This is a genomic window from Duganella sp. 1411, from assembly GCF_017833525.1.
Lineage (GTDB): Bacteria > Pseudomonadota > Gammaproteobacteria > Burkholderiales > Burkholderiaceae_D > Rugamonas.
In genome coordinates this window covers 72,836-93,758 of the sequence record NZ_JAFICD010000002.1, presented here as the reverse complement: position 1 = coordinate 93,758, position 20,923 = coordinate 72,836, and the positions used below count along the sequence as shown (strand labels likewise).

The 20,923-nt window shown below is 69.6% G+C and carries 7 protein-coding genes; all 7 read left to right on the top strand.

Annotation, left to right across the window (positions count from 1 at the left end):
* Positions 1 to 65 precede the first annotated feature (65 nt).
* The 7 genes from JOD97_RS12095 (at position 66) to JOD97_RS12065 (ending at position 20,922) form a co-directional block, all read left to right on the top strand.
* Entirely contained in the window at positions 66 to 1,697 is a 1,632-nt protein-coding gene (locus tag JOD97_RS12095) for a cyclic peptide export ABC transporter (protein ID WP_209717660.1), read from the top strand.
* Positions 1,694 to 3,259, top strand: a complete 1,566-nt coding sequence (locus tag JOD97_RS12090) for a PepSY-associated TM helix domain-containing protein (protein ID WP_209717657.1) — start codon at positions 1,694 to 1,696, stop codon at positions 3,257 to 3,259. The genes JOD97_RS12095 and JOD97_RS12090 overlap by 4 nt, the downstream gene beginning before the upstream one ends.
* A gap of 228 nt (positions 3,260 to 3,487) precedes the next feature.
* Positions 3,488 to 4,000 carry an RNA polymerase factor sigma-70 gene (locus JOD97_RS12085; protein ID WP_209717652.1) on the top strand — a complete coding sequence of 171 codons (513 nt, stop codon included), beginning with the start codon at positions 3,488 to 3,490 and terminating at the stop codon, positions 3,998 to 4,000.
* Between the two features lie 77 nt (positions 4,001 to 4,077).
* Complete coding sequence (locus JOD97_RS12080; RefSeq protein WP_209717649.1) at positions 4,078 to 4,266, top strand: FecR/PupR family sigma factor regulator; 189 nt, start codon at positions 4,078 to 4,080, stop codon at positions 4,264 to 4,266.
* Positions 4,267 to 4,318: 52 nt separating this feature from the next.
* Positions 4,319 to 5,287, top strand: a complete 969-nt coding sequence (locus JOD97_RS12075; protein ID WP_209717647.1) for a TauD/TfdA family dioxygenase — start codon at positions 4,319 to 4,321, stop codon at positions 5,285 to 5,287.
* Positions 5,288 to 5,416: 129 nt separating this feature from the next.
* The gene (locus JOD97_RS12070; protein ID WP_209717644.1) at positions 5,417 to 10,696 is read left to right on the top strand and encodes a non-ribosomal peptide synthetase; all 5,280 of its coding nucleotides are present in this window, start codon (positions 5,417 to 5,419) and stop codon (positions 10,694 to 10,696) included.
* Positions 10,697 to 10,698: 2 nt separating this feature from the next.
* Positions 10,699 to 20,922: a non-ribosomal peptide synthetase gene (locus tag JOD97_RS12065; protein WP_209717641.1), complete on the top strand. Its 10,224-nt coding sequence runs from the start codon at positions 10,699 to 10,701 to the stop codon at positions 20,920 to 20,922.
* Position 20,923 lies beyond the last annotated feature (1 nt).

Below are 20,923 nucleotides of genomic sequence, written 5' to 3'. Positions count from 1 at the left end.
CTACCCTTAAAAAACCGCGCGCCTGGTTCGTCTTTGACAGGGTGATCCACCGCTACGGGAGTGCCGTGCTTTCCTATTTGATACAACAATCGCGCCGCCTGCTGGCGGCCGCCACCCTCGCCAGTATCGTCTCGGGCGCTTGCAGCGTGCTGATGCTGGTGCAGATCAACCGCGCGCTGACCGCCGGCGACCACGACGCCCGCGTCGCGCTGGCCTGGGCCTTCGCCGGCGTTGCCGTGCTGTCGGCGCTGAGCCACGCGGTGGCCTCGGTGCTGTTCGAGCGCCTGACCCAGCGCGCCCACGCCCAGCTGCGCCATTTCATCTCGGCGCGCGTGATCGCGGCCGACTTCCGCAAGCTCGAGGAGATCGGCGCGCCGCGCGTGCAGTCGGCCTTGTCCGAGCATAGCGCCAAGGTGGCCGAGTTCTTCGTCTGCTTCCCCGCCATCCTGACCAACGCGGTGGTGGTCGGCGGCTGCATGGTCTATCTGGCGCTGCTGTCGTGGCAGATTTTCGGCGCCGCCGTGGTCGTCATCGGCCTCGGCACCTGGTGCTATCAGCTGGCGCAGCGGCGCGCCGTCACCCATCTCGATGTCGCCGCGCGCGAGCAGGACGCGCTGTTCGGCCACTTCCGCTCGCTGGTCGAGGGCGCCAAGGAGTTGCGCCTGCATCGCCGCAAGCGGCTGCGCTTCGCCGGCGAGGTGCTGGGCAAGACCATCGACAAGGTGCGCGCCGAGCGTACCCGGGGCATGTCGATGTTCGCGCTGGCGGCCAGCTGGGGCAGTTTCCTGATCTACGCCTTCATCGGCCTGGTGCTGTTTCTGCTGGTGGGCGATGGACCCGGCCAGGCCGGCGTGATGACCGGTTTCGCGCTGGTGTTCCTGTACATGGTCACGCCGCTTGAATCGCTGCTGCTTAATCTGCCGCGCGCGAACCTGGCGCGCGTGTCGGCCAGCCGCATCGACGACATCACCCGCGAGATGCCGGGCCAGGAGGCGGAGGCGCTCACCGATGTCGCCACGCCGCTGCACGGCCTGTCGCTGCAGGGCGTGTGCCACCGCTACTATCGCGAGTCCAAGGACGATATCTTCACCCTGGGGCCGATCGACCTGTCGTTCGCGCCGGGCCAGATCACCTTCCTGGTCGGCGGCAACGGCAGCGGCAAGACGTCGCTGGCCAAGCTGCTGGTCGGGCTGTATCGGCCGGAGCAGGGCGTGATCCTGCGTAACGGCGAGCCGGTGTCGGATGCCAACCGCGACCGCTACCGCCAGGGCTTCTCGGCGATCTTCTCCGACTTCCACCTGTTCGACAGCCTGCTCGACGTCGGCTCCGAGGATCTGGACCAGCGCGGCAACCGCATGCTCGAGCGTCTGCATCTGCAGCACAAGGTGCAGGTGCGCGACGGCGCGTTCACCACGCGGGCGTTGTCGCAGGGGCAGCGCAAGCGCCTGGCGCTGACGGTCGCCTGTCTGGAGGACCGGCCGTTCCTGGTGTTCGACGAGTGGGCCGCCGACCAGGACCCGCTGTTCAAGGACGTGTTCTACCGCGAGGTGCTGCCCGAGCTGCGCGCGCTGGGCAAGACCATCCTCGTCATCTCCCATGACGACCGCTACTTCGGCCTGGCCGACCGCCTGGTGCGCATGGAAAACGGCCAGCTGACGGTGGAAACCCCGGCCCAGGCGACGGGACTGGCGGCGTGAGATCGGCGACACTGCGCTCGTTCATCGCCCTGCACACATGGGTGGGGCTGACGGCCGGTTTCGCGCTGTTCATCGCTTTCTACGCCGGCGCGCTGTCGGTCTTCAACGACGAGCTGCATGTGTGGGCCACGCGCGAGGCGAGGGCGGCGCCGATGACGCCGGCGTCGCAGGCGCAGCCGCTGATGGACGCGCTGATGCGCGCCCATCCCGAGGCCGCCGAGCGCTTCACGCTGCGCTTTCCTACCCCGCACGAGCCGGCCCTGACGGCCGAGTGGGACGAGCAGCACGCCGACGGCTCCGAGACCGAGCACGTGTTCGTGCTGTCGCCGCAAGGGGAGCTGGTCGACGTGCGGGCGCCGTCCGTGCTGGCCGACCTGGTCTACCACCTGCATTACACGGCCGGCCTGCCCAAAAGCTGGGGTATTTATGTGCTGGGCACGATCTGCGTGCTGTACGGCCTGGCGCTGGTCAGCGGCGTGGTGATTTATACGCCGACCTTCTTCAAGGATTTGTTCGCGCTGCGCATCGGCAAGAACATCAAGCGCATGTGGCAGGACGCCCACAACGCGATCGGCATCCTGTCGCTGCCGTTCCACGTCATGTACGCCTGGAGCAGCGCCGTGCTGGCGCTGGGCGCGGTGCTGCTGGCGCCGTTCCAGTACATGGTGTTCGACGGCAAGCTGCAGCCGCTGATCCAGGCCGACGTCTCCGCCGGCGCGCCGCGTCCCCCGGCCGGCGTGGCCGCCACCGCGCCGCTGGCGCCGCTGTCCCAGCTGTACGCGACCGTCGAGCGCGAGGTGCCGGGCATCCGCCTGGGCGCCTTGCGCTACCGCAACGCCGGCGACATCAACGGCCAGGTCGACGCTTACGGCGAGGTCGACCAGCGCAGCGTCAGCGGCGTGGCGGCGGTGGTCATGGATGCGCGCAGCGGCGCGGTCGAGCGGGTCGTCACGCCGGGCAGCTACAGCCCCGGCACCGGCTTGCTGCGCGGCCTGTACGCGCTGCACTTCGCCAGCTTCGGCCAGTCGGCCGTCAAATGGATGTATTTCGTGCTCGGCATGGCCGGCGCCTTCCTGTTTTATAGCGGTAACCTGCTGTGGATCGAGGCGCGCCGCAAGCGCCAGGGTCCGCAGCGCCTCGACACCCGCCTGATGGCCAAGGCCACGCTGGGCGTGTGCCTCGGTTGCGTGGCCGGCATCGGCGTGGCCTTCCTGGCCAACAAGCTGGCGCCGTGGGACGACTTGGCCGCGTGGGAAACGCGCGGCTACTACGGCGTGTTCTTCCTGTGCGTGCTGTGGGCCTTCATCCGCCCGCCGGCGCGCGCGGCGCACGAGTTGTTGATGCTGTGCGCCGCCACCTGCCTGTTGCTGCCGTTCGCGCAGTGGTGGCGCGCCGGCGTCGATCCGGTGTCGGCGATCGGGCAGGGCGCCTGGGTGGTGGCCGGCGTCGACGCGGTGGCGCTGCTGGCGGCCGCGCTGTACTGGCGCCTGGGGTGCGCCGCGCTGCGCCGCGGACTGCACGGCGACCCGCAAAGCGTGTGGGCTTTGGCCGAAAGCCGCTAAATCAAGCGGACATCGGAATCACGTAGGGCGGATTAGCGCAGCGTAATCCGCCGTGCTTGCGTTTCGACGGCTCCCGCAATGGCCGATTACGGCGTTCCGCCTAATCCGCCCTACCCGGAAAACTGACCTACATCAAAAAAAACATTGCATAAAAATATAGTTTGATCCATCATACGGAATGATAATCGTTCTCATTCACGAAATGCATTCTTTGTCTGGATTACTGGTATGAATACTGGCAGCGACATTCGTCAGCAATTTATTAGTTCGAGGTCCCAACTGCACGACGCGGCGGCGCGCATTCTGGGTTGCCGCCAGCGCGCGGAGGACGTGCTGCAGGACGCCTATGTGAAACTGGCGGACGGCATCGAGGAACTGCACATCAAAAATCCGCTGGCCTACCTGTACCAGCTGGTGCGCAACCTCGCCATCGACCGCCACCGGCGCGGCGTGTTCGAGTCGCAGGTGTTTTCCCCCGAGGAGGACGGCATCCACGTCGGCGCGCCGTCGTCCTCGCCCGAAGCCCACGCCATCCACACGCAGCATTTGATGATGGTGGCGCGCGCGCTGGGGACGCTGCCCGAGCGCACCCGCAAGGCCTTCGAGCTGCACCGGCTGGCCGGCAAGACCCAGCGCGAGATCGCCGCCCAGCTGGGCATCTCGACGACCCTGGTCAACTTCATGATCAGCGACGCCATGACCTGCTGCCGCGACGCCCTCCGTGCCGGCGCCGGCGCCTGACCTGCCGCGCCGGGACTGTCGTTCGGTAAAGCGTGTTGCTATAATGCGGCACGCCCTCTACTTGAATCGAACAGGTCATGACCGCAGCCGACGCGCACTGGCAAACCGCCCTGGACTGGATAATGCTCCAGCAGCAGGGCGAACTCACATCCGAGCGCCAGGCGCAACTGGCGGCGTGGCTGCGCGCCGATCCCGCCCACCGGCAAGCCTACGACGAAGCCAACCGCGTGTGGCTGATCACCGGCCTGATTCCCCCGTCGACCTAAATTTCACCGCGCCCCGCTCGTCATTGAAGGTAATGACGAACGAGGAGCGACCATGTCTGACCTGTCTGTAGAACACCTGTCCGCCGGCGCCTTGCCGGTGCTGCTGGACCCCGCGTCCGCCCAATGCGATCTGCACGATGTGTGGCGCCAGCGGCGCGAGCACATCGACCAACTGCTGCTGCAAACGGGCGGCGTGCTGCTGCGCGGTTTCGACGTGCCGTCGGTGGCCGACTTCCAGGCCTTCGCAAAGGAGTACGGCCATCCGCTGCTCAATTACGAATTCGCGTCGACGCCGCGCAGCGCCGTCTCGTCGGGCGTGTACACGTCGACCGAGTATCCGGCGCACCAGCACATCCCGCTGCACAACGAGCAGGCCTACACGCGCGAATGGCCGATGAAGATCTGGTTCCATTGCGTGACGGCGCCGGCCAGCGGCGGCGAGACGCCGATCGCCGACAGCCGCGCCATCTACCGCGGCATGCCGCCGGCGCTGCGCCAGCGCTTCGCCGACGGCTTGTGCTACGTGCGCAATTACAGCGCCGATTTCGACCTGACCTGGCAGCAGGTGTTCCAGACCGAGAGCCGGGCCGAGGTCGAGGCCTACTGCCGCCGCTCCGCCATCGCGTGCGAGTGGAAGGACGACGGCGAGCTGCGCACCCTGCAGCGCTGCCAGGGCGTCGAACGCCATCCGGTCACCGGCGAGATGGTGTGGTTCAACCAGGCGCACCTGTTCCACGCGTCGAACCTGCAGGCCGAGGTGCGCGAGTCGCTGGAAGACATGCTGGGCGCCGACAACCTGCCGCGCAACGTGTGCTTCGCCGACGGCTCGCCGATCCCGGACGGCATGCTCGACGAGGTGCGCGCGGTGCTGGCGGCGAACACCGTGATCTTCCCGTGGCAGTCCGGCGACATCCTCATGCTCGACAACATGCTGGTGGCGCACGCGCGCACGCCGTTCTCCGGCCCGCGCAAGGTGGTGGTGGCGATGGCGCAACCGCACGGCAACCTGCCGCAGGGTTGATCCGGCGCTTCATTTTTTGCGCCGCGCGCTAAATTTCCCGCCCGCGCGCTCGTCATTCAAAGCAGACCAACCCATACATGGTGCGTGGCGCCTGCGCGCCCGCATCGGCAACAACAGAGGACGCAAAAGATGATCAACGCAACCGCAGCCCGCCACCATCCGCGCAACATGGTCGAGCACCTGCAAGAACTGGCGGCCCGGCGGCCGCGCGACACGGCGCTGATCGCGCTCGGCGCCGACGGCGAGCGTCGCTACGACTACGCCACGCTGGACCTGCTGGCGCGGGCGATGGCGGCGCGGCTGCAGGCGCGCTTCGCGCCGGGCGAGCGCGCCTTGCTGCTGCTCGACAACGACGAGCACTACCTGGTCGCCTTCTTCGGCTGCCTGTACGCCGGCCTGATCGCCGTGCCGGTGTTCCCGCCCGAATCGACGCGCGAACAGCATCTGGAACGCCTGCTGGCGATCGCCGACGACGCCGGCGCCGCCTGCATCCTCGGCAGCGCCGCCATCCTGGCGCTGCTCGGCGACGATGGCGGCGCGGCGCGCTTCGGCGCCGCCGCCGCGCTGGCGGTCGACGCGCTCGACCCGGCCGATGCGGCCGACCATGCGCTGGCCAATGCCTGGCGCGCGCACGCGCCACAGGACGCCGACATCGCCTTCCTGCAGTACACCTCCGGCTCGACGGCCGTGCCCAAGGGCGTCATGGTCAGCCACGGCAACCTGATGGCCAACGAGCGCGCCATCGAGGCCAGCATGGCGGTGACGGCCGACGACGTCTTCGTCAGCTGGCTGCCGCTGTACCACGACATGGGCCTGATCGGCGGCGCGCTGCAGCCGCTGCACCGCGGCATACCGGTGGTGTTGATGAGCCCTTCGTATTTCCTGCAGCGGCCATTGCGCTGGCTGGAGGCGGTGTCGCGCCACCGGGGCACCATCAGCGGCGGCCCCGATTTCGCCTTCCGTTTGTGCCTGGAGCGCGTCAAGCCGGCGCAGGTGGCGGGGCTGGACCTGTCCAGCTGGCGGGTGGCCTTTTCCGGCGCCGAACCGGTGCGCCACGACACGCTGCGCGACTTCATCGCCACCTTCGCGCCGGCCGGCCTGCGGCCCGGGGCCGTGTATCCGTGCTACGGCCTGGCCGAGGCGACCTTGCTGCTAAGCGGCGGCACGCCCGGCGCCGGCATGACGGCGCGGCGCTTCTCCGACGCCAGCGTGGCGGCCGGAATGCCGTTGGCTGTCGATGGCGGCGCGGGCCTGGCGCTGGTCGGCTGCGGCGCCATCGTCGCCGGCCACAGCGTCGAGATCGTGGCGCCGGAGACCTTGTCCACGCTGCCGGCCGGGCAGGTCGGCGAGATCCTGGCGGCCGGTCCCAGCATCGCGGCCGGCTACTGGCGCCGCGACGACGCCAGCGCCGAGACCTTCATCGAACACGCCGGCCGGCGCTGGCTGCGCACGGGCGACCTCGGATTCCTGCACGACGGCCAGTTGTACATCACCGGCCGCCTCAAGGACCTGATCATCCTGCGCGGCCAAAATATTTATCCGCAAGATATCGAGCGCGTCATCGAGATGGAAGTCGAGGCGGTGCGCAAGGGCAGGGTGGCCGCCTTCGCCGTGCGCGCATCCGACGGCAGCGAAGGCGTGGGCGTGTGCGCCGAGGTCTCGCGCGGCCTGCAGAAACTGGTGCCGCCGGAAGCGCTGGCCGAGGCGCTGAGCGCGGCCGCCAGCGTGGCGTGCCGCAACGCGCTCACCTTGGTGGTGCTGCTGCAACCGGGCGCGCTGCCGAAAACCTCCAGCGGCAAACTGCGGCGCGGCGCCTGCCGCCAGGGTTGGCTCGACGGCACGCTGGACGCCTATGCGATCTGGCGGGAAGGCCGCCTGCTGCAAGGTTCGGCGGCCGTCGCCGACAGCACCGCCGCCGCGCCATTGTCCCCGATTGAAACCGAACTGGCGGCGCTGTGGCGCGCGGCACTGAAGCTGGACGCGTCGGCGCCGTTGGCGCGCGATGCGCACTTCTTCAGCAAGGGCGGCAACTCGCTGGCCGCCGTGCAGGTGGCGGCGCGCGCCGGCGAACTGTGGAACATCGACGTCGCCCCACAACTGTTGTTCGAGCATCCGCTGCTGTCGGCTTGCGCATCGCGGATCGAGGCGCTGCGCGCGGCCGGCGCGCCGCGCGCGGGCGCGATCGCGGCGTTGCCGGCGGCCGCGCGTGGCGCCGGCCTGCCGCTGTCGCCCGCGCAGCAAAGGCTTTGGTTCCTGTGGCGCCTCGATCCCGCCAGCACCGCTTACCATATCGGCGGCACGCTGTCGCTGGACGGCTTGCTCGATGCCGCGAGCCTGAACGGGGCCATGTTGCAACTGGTGCGGCGCCATGAATCGCTGCGCACGCACTTCCGCGCCGGCGCCGACGGCGCGCCCGAGCAGGTGATCGCCGCCGCACCGGCCCACGCTGATTTGATCCGCCTGACGACGCGCGACGACGGCGACGCGCTGCTGTCGCAACCGTTCGACCTGGAACGGGGCCCGCTGCTGCGCGCCAGCCTGCGCCGCGACGGCGAGCAGCGCCACACGCTGGTCTTGGTGCTGCACCATATCATCGCCGACGCCTGGTCGATGCAGCGCCTGATCGAGGAACTGGCGGCCTGTTATCAGGCGCTGCGCGCCGGCGCGGCGGCCAACCTGCCGGCGCTGCCGATACAGTATGCCGACTACGCGCAGTGGCAGCGCGGCTGGCTCGAGGGCGGCGAACGGGCGCGCCAGCTGGCCTATTGGCGTGGCGCGCTGGGGACGCACCATCCGGTGCTGGATTTGCGCACCGACCGTCCGCGCGGCGCGGCGCGCGTCTACACGGCGGCGCAATTCGGCTTTGCGCTGCCGGCCGAACTGCTGGCCGGACTGCGAGCCCGCGCCCTGCAATCGGGCGGCACCTTGTTCACCGTTCTGCTGGCGGCGTTCCAGACGCTGTTGTTCCGCCAGACCGGCCAACAGGACGTGCGCGTCGGCGTGCCGGTGGCCAACCGCAACCGCCCGGAAACCGAGGGGGTGGTCGGCTTCTTCGTCAACACCCAGGTGCTGCGCAACCAGATCGGGCCGCGCATGACGCTGGCCACGGTGCTGGCGCAGGCTCGCGCGGCGGCGCTGGGCGCTCAGGCGCACCAGGAATTGCCGTTCGATGAACTGGTCGAGGCCTTGCAGCCGCAGCGCAGCCTCAGTCACAACCCGCTGTTCCAGGTGCTGTACAACCACCTGGTCGAAGACTACCGCGCGCTGGACGGCGTGGCCGGCCTGGAGATCGAAGTGCGACCGCTGGTGCAGCCCAAGGCGCAGTTCGACCTTTCGTTGGACACCGTGGAAACGCCGGACGGCCAGGTGCGGGCCGATTTCAGCTACGCGGCCGAATTGTTCGACGCCGCCACCATCGAAGCCTATGGCCGCCAATATCTGGCGCTGCTCGAGCACATCGCCGCCGCGCCCGACACGGTGGTGGCCGATGTCGACCTGGCCGGCGCGGCCGGTCGCACCCAATTGCTGGCGTGGGGCCGCAACGACGACGCGGCACTGGACACGCTCCCCGCGCATGTCCGGTTCGAACGCCAGGCCGCCGCGCAGCCGCAGGCCGAGGCCCTGTCCTGCGGTGACGAAACCCTCACCTACGGCGCCTTGAACCACCGCGCGAACCAGCTTGCGCACCGGCTGATGGCCGCCGGCGTGGCGCCGGGCGCGGTGGTCGGGGTGGCATTGGAACGATCGCTCGACATGGTGGCCGGCCTGCTGGCGATCCTCAAGACCGGCGCCGCCTATGTGCCGCTGGACCCGGACTATCCGGCGGAAAGGCTGGCCCACATGGTGCGCGACAGCGGCCTGTCGCTGCTGTTGACGCACAGCTGGCTGGAAGCGCGCCTGCCGCGCGTGGACGGCGTGGCACGGCTGGCGGTCGATACGCTGGACCTGGAAGGGCAGCCGGCGTCCAATCCCGGCGTCGCGGTTCACGGCGACAGCCTCGCCTACGTGATCTACACCTCCGGCTCCACCGGCACGCCGAAGGGCGTCGGCATCGGCCATGCGGCGCTGGCGCGGCATATCGACGTCTCGATCGGCTTCTTCGGCCTGCGCGCCGACGACCGCATGCTGCAATTCGCCACGCTCAATTTCGACGGCTTCATCGAGCAGCTGTTCCCGCCCCTGGCGGTGGGCGCCGCCGTGGTGCTGCGCGGCGCCGACCTGTGGGACAGCGCGGCCTTCCACGAGCAGTTGATCGCGCGGCGCATCAGCGTGGCAGATTTGACCACGGCCTATTGGTCGGTGCTGGCGCAGGATTTCGCCGCGCATGGCCCGCGCTCTTACGGCGCGCTGCGCCAGGTGCACGCCGGCGGCGAGGCGCTGCCGCCGGCGGCGCTGTCGGCCTGGCGCCAGGCCGGACTGGCCGACATCAAGCTGCTCAACACCTACGGGCCGACCGAGGCCACGGTGACCGCCAGCGCGCTCGATTGCGCGCCGTTCCTGACGGCGCACGCGCAACTGCCGGCGCAGATGCCGATCGGCGCGCCGCTGGCCGGACGCCGCCTGTACGTGCTCGATTCCGAGCTTGGGCTGGCGCCGCCCGGCGTGGCCGGCGAGTTGTACATCGGCGGCGCGCTGCTGGCGCGCGGCTACCTGAATCGCCCCGGCCTCAGCGCCGAGCGCTTCGTCGCCGATCCATTCGGCGCCGACGGCGCGCGGCTGTACCGCACCGGAGACCTGGTGCGCTGGCTGGCCGACGGCCAACTGGAGTATCTGGGCCGGGTCGACCATCAGGTCAAGCTGCGCGGCCTGCGCGTGGAGCTGGGCGAGATCGAGGCTTGCCTGCTGTCGCTGGCCGGCGTGCGCGCGGCGGTGGCCACCACGCAGCAAGGCGCCTCCGGCATGCTGCTGGTGGCCCACGTCGCCGCCGATCCCGGCGTCGCCCTCCAGGGCACCGCTTTGCGCACGGCGTTGGCGGCGCAGCTGCCCGACTACATGGTGCCGGCGGCCGTCATGGTGCTGCCGGCCCTGCCGCTGAACCCGAACGGCAAGGTCGATCGCCACGCGCTGCCGGCGGCCACGCCGTCGGGTGCCAGCGAGTACGCCGCGCCGCAGGGCGACGCCGAGCAGGCCTTGGCGCTGCTGTGGCAGGAAGTCCTGGGGCTTGAGCGCGTCGGCCGGCACGACAATTTCTTTGAGCTGGGCGGCCATTCGCTGGCGGCGATCCGAGTCACCGCCTTGCTGGTGCAGCGTCACGCCTGCGAGCTGCCGGTGCGGCGCTTCTTCGACGCGCCGACGCTGGAGGCGATGGCCCGGGCGCTGTCCGAGGTGGGTTTCAACGCGGCCGGCGGCGACGCCAGGGCGCAGCGACTGAACGATATGGACAGTCTTTTGAGTGAATTCGAGGGTTAAGCATGAAACGGGACGATCAACAAAGTCAACAGATAGCCAAACGCTTCGCCGCGCTGGCGCCGGAGGCGCGCCGCGCCTTCCTGGCCCGGCTGGCCGAGATGGGGCTCAATTTCGCCGAGCTGTCCATCGTCGCCGCCGATCCGGCGCAGCGTGGCGAGGCGCCGTTGTCGCCGGCCCAGCACAGCATGTGGCTGACGTGGCAACTGGACCCGGACAGCGCCGCTTACAGCATGCCCGGCCTGCTGCGCCTCCGTGGCCGACTTGACCGCGCGGCGCTGCAAGCGAGCCTGGACCATCTGGTGCTGCGCCACGAGGCGCTGCGCACGCGGTTCGACGCCGTCCCCGGCCAAGCGCCGCGGCAGGTGGTGATGGAGGCGGCGCCGCTGGCGTTGGCGTTCCACGATCTGCGCGTCTTGGCGGCGGCCGACGCGCAGGCCGAGGCCCGCCGGCTGGCGACGGCGTTCGCCGCCATGCCGTTCCGGCTCGACCGCGAGGCGCCGTTCCGCGCCGCGCTGATACAAACCGCTGACGACGAACACGCCCTGGCGCTGGCGGTGCATCACATCGCCGCCGACGGCTGGTCGCTGCAAATCCTGATCGGCGAGTTGCTGGCCTTGTACGAAAGCCACGCGGCCGGCCACGCGCCGGCGCTGGCGCCGCTGCCGATCCAGTTCGCCGACTACGCGCGCTGGCAGCACAATTGGCTGGAGGCGGGCGAACGTGAGCGCCAGCTTGAATATTGGCGCGCGCAGCTCGGCGACGGGCACGCGGCGCTGGAACTGCCGTCCGACCGGCCGCGCGGCGCCGTGGCCGGCGGGGAAGGGCGTTACCGCTTCGCCTTCGCGCCGGCGACGGCCGCCGGCCTGCGCGCGCTGGCGCGCTCGGAGGGCGCCACGCTGTACATGGTCATGCTGGCGCTGTTCAAGCTGACGCTCCACCGTTTGACCGCGCAAGACGATCTGCGGGTGGCCGCCCCGGTGGCCAATCGCCAGCGCGCCGAGACCCATGGCCTGGTCGGCTACCTGACCAATCTCCAGGTGCTGCGCACCCGCGTCGATGGCGCCGACAGCTTCCAGACCTTGCTGGCCGGCGTGCGCGAGGCGGTGCTGGGCGGCCAGGCCCACCAGGACCTGCCGTTCGACATGCTGGTCGAGGCGTTGGCGCCGCAACGCCAGCCCGGCGTGCATCCGCTGGTACAGGTCAAATGCACCGAGCAAAGCGCGTTGCCGCTGGCGGCCGATGTTGCCGGCCTGACGCTGGAACTGGAAGAACTGTCTGGTGGCGGCGCCCATTTCGACCTCGGCTTCGATTTTCTCGACGACGGCGACGCCATCGACGCGGTGCTGTCCTATCCCGACGCCCGTTTCGGCCTGCCGACCATCGCGCGTTGGGCAGAACAACTGCAGGCCTATGCGGCACAAATCGTCGAACAGCCGGGGCGTGCCATGCGCGAACTGGCCACGCCGGCGCCTTGGGCGGTGCTGGACGGCGAGGCGATGCGCCTGCCTCACGCCGACGTCCTGGCCTTATGGGCGCAACAAGTGCAAGCCGCGCCGCAGGCGGGCGCGGTGCGTTTCGAGGACACGCAGTACAGCTACGCCAAACTTGACGCGGAGGCCGATCGCCTGGCCGGCCTGCTGGCGGATGCCGGCACCGGTCCGGAAAGCCGGGTGGCGCTGCACGCGCCGCGCGGCTGCGAATTCGTGCTTGGCCTGCTGGCGGTACTCAAAAGCGGCGCCGCGTACGTGCCGCTGGACCCGCAACTGCCGGCCGACAGGCTGGCCTATCAACTGGGCGACAGCGGCGCCAGCCTGCTGCTGACCACATCGGCGCCGGCATGGTCCGGCGCTGTGCCGTGCGTGCCGTTGGCTTTCGGCGGCGAGCGGGCCGCTACGCCGGCGCCGAAACGCGCGCCGCATCCGCAACAAGCCGCATACCTGATCTACACGTCCGGCTCGACCGGCCAGCCGAAAGGCGTGGTCGTCACGCACGGCGCGCTGGCCAATTATGTGCAGGCGGTGCTGGCGCGCCTGCGGCTGCCGCCGGAGGCGCGCAGCATGGCGATGGTCTCCACCGTGGCGGCCGACCTGGGACACACCACGCTGTTCGGCGCGCTGTGCTCCGGCCGATTGCTGCACCTGATTTCCGCCGAGCGCGCGTTCGACCCGGATAGCTTCGCCGCCTATATGCGCGAGCACGCGGTCGATGTGCTCAAGATCGTGCCCGGCCACATGCAGGCGCTGTTGCAGGCCGCGCAAGCCGGCGACGCGCTGCCGCGCCACACGCTGGTGATCGGCGGCGAGAGTGCCGGCCAGGCGCTGCTCGACCGCATCCGCGTTCTGCGGCCTGCTTGCCGGGTGGTCAACCACTACGGCCCGACCGAAACCACGGTCGGCCTGCTGACCCATGCTGCCGGCGATACCGAGGCGGCGCCGCTGCCGGTCGGCCGTCCGCTGGCCAACGGCGGCGCGTGCGTCCTTGACGCCGATCTGAATCCGGTGGCGGTCGGCGTGGCCGGCGACTTGTATCTGGGCGGCGCCGGCGTGGCGCGCGGCTATCAGGGCCGCGCCGGCATGACGGCCGAGCGCTTCATTCCGCATCCGCTGCAACCGGGATTGCGCGTATACCGCAGCGGCGACCGCGCGCGCCTGCTGGCATCTGGAGAGATTGAATTCCTCGGGCGCCTCGACGACCAGGTCAAGATTCGCGGCTACCGCGTCGAACCGCGCGAGATCGCGGCGGCCTTGTTGGCGCTCGAAGGCGTGACTGCCGCCGAGGTGCTGGCCGCGCCGGACGATGAAGGCCGCCTGCGGTTGCTGGCCTATGTGGCCGCTGCCAAAGGTATCGAAGGCGCCGAGCTCGCGCGCCAACTGGGCGAGACGCTGCCCGACTACATGGTGCCGGCGATCGTCACGGTGCTGGAGCGGCTGCCGCTGACCGCCAACGGCAAGGTGGACCGCAAAGGCCTGCCCACTCCGGCGGCGCCCAAGGCCACCGGCGGCGCCGCGCCGCAAGGTGAGCTGGAACAGAAGCTGGCCTCCATCTGGGCCGAGGTGCTGAAGCTGGAACAGGTCGGCCGCGACGATAACTTCTTCACGCTGGGCGGCGATTCGATCCTGACGTTGCAGATCGTCGCGCGTGCGCGCAAGGCCGGCATCCGCTTCTCGCCGCGCCACCTGATGGAAAAGCAGACCATCGCCGCACTGGCGGCGGTCGCGCAGGCTGCCGCTCCGGTCGCCGCCGCCGCGCCACCGGCGCCGGCCGCGTTCGAGCCGACGCCGGTGCAGCGCTGGTTCTTCGACCAGCCAATGCCAGAGCGCCATCACTGGAATCAATCCGTGCTGCTGGAGCTGGACATGCCGCCGCACGACGCGCATATGCAACAGGCCCTGTGGCGGCTGGCCGAGCGCCATGCGTCGCTGCGGCTGCGCTTCGCGCCGCATGCCGACGGCTGGCGGCAGCGCTACGACGGCGGGCAGCAGCCGGCCAATTACGCGCGCATCGATCTGACCGGCGAGGCCGACATGGCAGCCGCCATCGCGCGCGAGTCGGCGACGGTGCAGGCGTCGCTGAACCTGGAGCATGGCCCGCTGATGCGCGCCGTCTGGTTCGACGCGGGCTCGCAACGGCGGGGGCGCCTGCTGCTGGTTTGCCATCACCTGGCCGTCGATGCCGTGTCCTGGCGCCTGCTGCTTGAAGATCTGCAGCACATTTACCAGAGCCTGGAGACCGGTGGCGTGCCGCCCACCGCACTGGAAGCGACCACCTTTGCCGATTGGTCGGGCGCGCTGCGCCGGTACGCGGCCACCCCGGACGTGCAAGGGCAGCTTGACTATTGGCTGGCGCAAAACGCGCCCGCGCTGCCCGTCGACCACGCGGATGGCGTCAACACCGAGGCTACGGCACGCACCATACACTTGTCGCTGGACCGCGAAACCACCACGCGGCTCTTGGGCCCCGCATGCGCGACTTACCGCAACAGGCCGGACGAATTGATGCTGGCGGCGTTGGCGCGAACCTTGTGCGCCTGGTCCGGCAACAGCAGCGTGCTGGTCGAACTGGAGGGACATGGCCGCGAGGACTTCGCCGGCGCGCCGGACGTCAGCCGCACCGCCGGCTGGTTCACCAGCCTTTATCCGGTCCGTTTGACGCCGGACGGCGACATGGCCGCCAGCGTGGGCGGCATCAAGGAACAACTGCGGCGGATTCCACAGAAGGGCATCGCATACGGCTTGCTGCGCTATCTCACCGCGCACGGCGCACTTCTGGCGCAGGTGCCCGCGCCGCAAGTAACCTTCAATTACCTGGGCCGCGTCGAGCGCGAAGCCGCTGGCGGCTGGATGTTGGCGGAAGAGGAGACCGGGCCGTCGAGGGCGGCCGCAAGCCCGCGCCGCTGCTGGTTCGACCTGACGCTGATGGTACGTGACGGCGCCCTCCGGATCGACTGGACCTATAGCGACAGCGTGCATTCCCCGGCCACCGCCGACGCCCTGGCGCGCGCCTTTGTCGGCCACATGGAAAATATCGTCGCCCATTGCGTGGGCGCGCCGCAAGCACGTTTGACGCCGTCCGACGTGCCGCTGTCGGGCCAGGACCAGGCCGCGCTTGACGCGCTGGCCTTGCCGGCATCCCGGGTGGAAGACTTGTATCCACTGTCGCCGATGCAGGCTGGTATGCTGTTCCACAGCCAGTACCAACCTGGCGGCGCGGCCTACGTCAATCAGCTCAGCGTCGAACTCAGCGGCCTGCGGGTGGCACCGTTCGCGGCCGCGTGGCGCGCGGCATTGGAGCGCCACGCCGTGCTGCGTACCGCCTTCGTGGCGAACACCGAGCCGCCGTTGCAATGGGTGGCGCGCGATGCCGCACTGCCGTTGCGCGAAGTCGATTTGCGCGCCCATGCCGATATCGCGGCCGAAATCGAACGGCTGTCGAAACACGAAATGAGCCTGGGCTTCGATCTGGCGGCCGCACCGCTGATGCGCCTACTGCTGGTGCGCACGGGCGAGGAGACCCACCAGTTCATTTGGACCTGCCATCACCTGTTGCTCGATGGCTGGAGCAGCAGCAGCCTGCTGGCCGAGGTGCTGCGAGAGTACGCCGGCGAGCCGGTCGCCGCGCCAACCGGCCGTTATCGCGACCATATCGCGTGGCTGCGCGCGCAGGACGCCAAGGCCGCCGAAACCTGGTGGCGCGGCCAGCTGGCCCGCGTCGACCAGCCGACACGCCTGGCGGATGCCATGCCGGCGCCCCTGGCCGCTGAGGGCGCGGCCTTCGGTCATCACGTGCATCTGCTGGACGCCAGCGACACCGCCGCGCTGCTGGCGGCGGCGCGCCGCGAGCACGTCACGCTGAACACCCTGGTGCAGGCGGCGTGGATATTGCTGCTGCAACGCTACACCGGTCAAGCCGCCGTGACGGTCGGGGTGACGACGGCCGGCCGCCCGGCTGAACTGGCGGACGCCGAACGGATACTCGGCCTGTTCATCAACACGCTGCCGTTGACGGCGGCGCCACCCGCCAACGGCCCGGCCGGCGAGTGGCTGCGCGCGCTGCAGGCCGACAATCTGGCCATGCGCGAGTACGAGCATACCCCGCTGGTGGAATTGCAGCGCTGGGCCGGCCATGGCGGGCAGGCGTTGTTCGACACGCTGATCGTCTTCGAGAATTTCCCGATGGACGAGGCGCTGCTGGCCGCCGCGCCGGGCGGTCTTCGCTTCGGCGCCATCGGCGGCCAGGACGACACGCATTATCCGCTGACCATCACCGCCGTCGTCACCGGCGGCGCGTCGCCGGCGCTGCGCCTGCATTACAGCTACGACGCCACGCGCTTCTCCGCGAACCAGGTCGCGGCGTTCGCGGCGCACACCGCCCATCTGCTGAACGCTCTCGCGGACAATCCCGGCCTGGCGTGCGGCGCGCTGCCGCTGTTGGCGGACGATGCGCAAGCGTCATTGCTGACGGCAGGCGAGAACGCCCGGCGCTATCCGTCGGAGGAACCGGTGCACCGCTTGATCGAACGGCAGGCGCGCCTGCGTCCGCAGGCCCCGGCGCTGGTGTATAACGACGTCACGCTCAGTCACGACGCGTTGAACCGGCGCGCCAACCGTCTGGCGCGGCAGTTGCGCGCCCTCGGCGTGGGGCCGGAACAGCGGGTCGGTCTGGCGCTGGAGCGCTCGATCGACATGGTGGTGGCGGTGCTGGCCGTGCTGAAAGCCGGCGGTGCCTACGTGCCGCTCGATCCCGCCTATCCGGCCGAGCGGCTGTCGTCGATGATGGCGGACAGCGGCATCATGCTGTTGCTGACACAAAGCGCGATCGCCGCATCGCTGCCGCCCCAACCGGGCCTGCCGGTGCTGGAAATCGGCGCCGACGCGGCGCAACCGGCGCCCGAGCTGGAATCGAACCTCGATTTGCCGGTGCATCCTGCATCCCTGGCTTACCTGATCTATACCTCCGGCTCGACCGGAAAACCCAAGGGTATCGCCGTCGCGCACCACGCGCTGGCCGAACATACCCAGGTCGCCGTCGGCTACTTCGGCCTGACGGCGGCCGACCGCATGCTGCTGTTCTCGACCATGAATTTCGACGGTTTCGTCGAGCAGCTGTTCCCGCCGCTGGCCGCCGGCGCGGCCGTGGTGCTGCGCGGCCCGGCGCTGTGGGACAGCGACACCTTCTACCGCGCGACGCTGGAACAGGGCATCACCATCGCCGATCTGAGCACCGCCTACTGGAACATGCTGGTGCAGGATTTCGCCAGCCATGGCGTACGGGATTACGGCGCGCTGCGCCAGGTCCAGGCCACCGGCGAGGCGATGCCGCCGGAGGCGCTGCAGGCGTGGCGCGCGGCCGGCCTGGGGCACGTCAAGCTGCTTAACACCTATGGCCCGACCGAGGCCACGGTCACCGCCACCGCCTTCGACTGCGCGCCTTACGTGTCCGGGCGCGAGCCATTGCCCGCGCAGATGCCGATCGGCCGGCCGCTGGCCGCGCGCCGGGCCTACGTGCTGGACGCGGAATTGCGGCTGGTGCCGCCCGGCGTGGCCGGCGAGTTGTGCCTGGGCGGCGATTTGCTGGCGCGCGCCTATGCCGGTCGCGCCGGCCTGTCGGCAGAGCGCTTCGTCGCCGATCCGTACGGTGCCGGCGGCGCGCGCCTGTACCGCACCGGTGACCTGGTGCGCTGGCGCGCGGACGGTCAACTGGAATACCTGGGACGCTTCGACCATCAAGTCAAGATACGCGGCTTCCGCATCGAGCTTGGCGAGGTCGAAGCGCAGTTGATGGCCGGTCCCGGCGTGCGCGAGGCCGTGGCGCTGGCTCTGCCTGGCGGCCGCCTGGCGGCCTATGTGACCGGCGAAAGGCTGGACGGCGCCGATCTGCGCGCGGCGCTGGCCGCCGTGCTGCCGGAGTACATGGTGCCGGCGGCGGTGGTGGTGCTGGCGGCGCTGCCGATGACGCCGGGCGGCAAGATCGACCGCAAGGCGCTGCCGGCTCCCGATTTCGGCACGGTTGCCGATCAGCCGCCGCAGGGCGAAACCGAACAAGTCCTGGCCGCGCTGTGGTGCGCGCTGCTGGGGCTCGATCGCGTGGGCCGCGACGGCCACTTCTTCGAGGCCGGCGGCCACTCGCTGCTGGCGATACAACTGTGTTCGCGGGTGCGTGCGTCGATGGGCGCCGAACTGCCGCTGCGCGCGGTGTTCGCCCATCCGCGCCTGGCCGAGATGGCGGCCTGCATTTCCGGCGCGGCCGCCGGCGACGAGCCGCTGTCGCCGGTGCCGCGCCAGGCGGCCATGCCGCTGTCGCCGGTGCAGCATCGTCTGTGGCTGGTCGACCGGCTGGCCGCGCCCGACCAGCGCAGCGGCTATAACATCGCCGCCGCGCTGCGGCTTGGCGGCGCGCTCGACGCGACGCGGTTGCGCGATGCCGTCAACGCCGTGGTGCGCCGCCATGAAGTGCTGCGCACTGTTTATCCGCAAAGCGACGACGGCGACCCGTATGCCGCCATCGCCGGCTCCCTGGAGCTGGCATTGCCGTTGATCGATCTGACGGACGACCCGCAACCGCAGGCGCGCGTGACCGGGCTGTTGGCCGAACAACGCGGCCGGCCGTTCGACCTGGCCAGCGGTCCGCTGCTGCGTATGACATTGCTGCGGCTGGGCCGCGACGAGCATGTGCTGCTCCTGTGCGTGCACCACATGGTGTTCGACGGCTGGTCCGAATCGGTGTTCCTGCGTGAGCTGGCGGCCTGCTATCGCGGGGCCGAAGCCGGTTTGCCGGCCTTGCCGGTGCAATACGCCGACTACGCGGCCTGGCACGCCGCCAAATTCGCCGGCGCGGCCGGCATTGCCGCCACGTCGTTCTGGCGCGGCTATCTGGCCGGCGCTCCCGCCTTGTCGGTGCTGCCCGGCAGGTCCGGCCCGGCGCCGCTGACGACCGCCCGCAGCGCGCTGGCGCCGTTCGTCATACCGGCGGACGTCACGCGGCGCTTGCAGGAACTGGCGCAACGCCATGGCGCCACGCTGTTCATGGTGCTGTTGGCGGCTTTCCTGCGGGTGCTGCACCGTGAGTCCGGGCAGGACGATCTGGTGGTCGGCACCGACGCTGCGGGCCGCGACCGGATCGAGCTGGAAGGCCTGATCGGCTTCTTCGTCAACGTGGTGCCGCTGCGCTCGCGCATGGCGGCGCCGGAATCGGACTTCGGCGGATGGCTGGAGGCGGTGCGCGACAGCGTTCTGCAAGCCTTCGAGCACGGCGACCTGCCGTTCGACCAGATCGTCGATGCCTGCGGCGCCGGCGCTGCCAGGGAACGAGGGCGCCATCCGCTGCTGCAAACGCTGTTCGTGCTGCAAAACACGCCATCCGCGCGCGCCGGCATCGATGGTCTGGAGATCGAAGTTTTGCCGGAGGAGGGCGCGCCGTCTAAATTTGACCTGGCCATATTCGTCTCACAAGAGCAGGGACAGGAAAGCGGACAAGCCAGCGGCGGTTTGCGCGCCGAATGGATTTACCACGCCGGCCGCCACGACGAGGCCACGGTCATGCGCGCCGCGCTGGCCTGGCGAGAGGCACTGGCCCAACTGACCGACATCGACACAAAGGAAAATATCATCATGACAAAACCCGCTCCCTCGGCCGGAAAACTTGACCGGCTGAAAAAACTCTCGGCGCCGCGCGGCGCCGCCAAGCCGGCGGTGTCCATGTCGTTTCTGCGCCCGGGTCAGGAATTCCCGGCCGTGATCGAGGCCAGGGACCCGGATCTGGACGCCGCGTCGTGGGCGCTGGAACAGCGCGACCTGGTCGAAAGCATGTTGCTGCGCCATGGCGGCATCCTGTTCCGCAATTTCGGCCTGCGCACCGCGCAGGAATTCGAGAGCTTCGCCGAGTCGATCGAACCGCAACTGCATGGAGACTACGGCGACCTGCCGAAGAAAGAGGGCGGCCGCAACATCTATCGATCGACGCCATACCCGGAACGGCAAATGATCCTGTTCCATAACGAGAGCGCGCACCTGGACCAGTGGCCACGCAAGCAGTGGTTCTTCTGCGAGCTGCCTTCGCCCGTCGGCGGCGCCACGCCGATCGTCGATTGCCGCGAGATGCTGCGCCGGCTGCCCGCCGCGCTGGTGGAGGAGTTCGAGCGCAAGCAACTGCTGTACATCCGCACCTTCAACCACCGGCTCGACGTCAGCTGGCAGGACTTCTTCAAGACCACCCAGCGCGCGGAGGTCGAGACGCGCCTGCGCCTGGCGGGTATCGACTTCGAATGGCTCGATAACGACGAACTGCAGACGCGCACCCGCTGCCCGGCGGTGATCGCCCATCCGGTGACCGGCGAGCGGGCCTTTTTCAACCAGGTGCAGCTGCACCACGTCAGCTGCCTGGAGCCGGAATTGCGGGCCGACCTGCTGACGATGGTCGGGCCGCGGCGCCTGCCGCGCCAGGTGTGCTTCGGCGATGGTTCACCGATCCCCGACGCCACCATGGAGCTGATCGGCCGCACCTACGAGGAGTGCGCTGTGCGCTTCGATTGGCGCCAGGGCGATGTGGTCATGCTCGATAACATGCTGGCCGCGCATGCACGCGATCCGTTCGAGGGGCCGCGCAAGATCGTCGTCGCCATGGGCGAGATGGTGCGCCGCTCGGACCTGGAGCAGCTTGATGCGACACCGAACACGCGAAATCCGGCGTCCGTCGCCGGCGACGCTCTTCAACAGACACAGGAAAATTAAA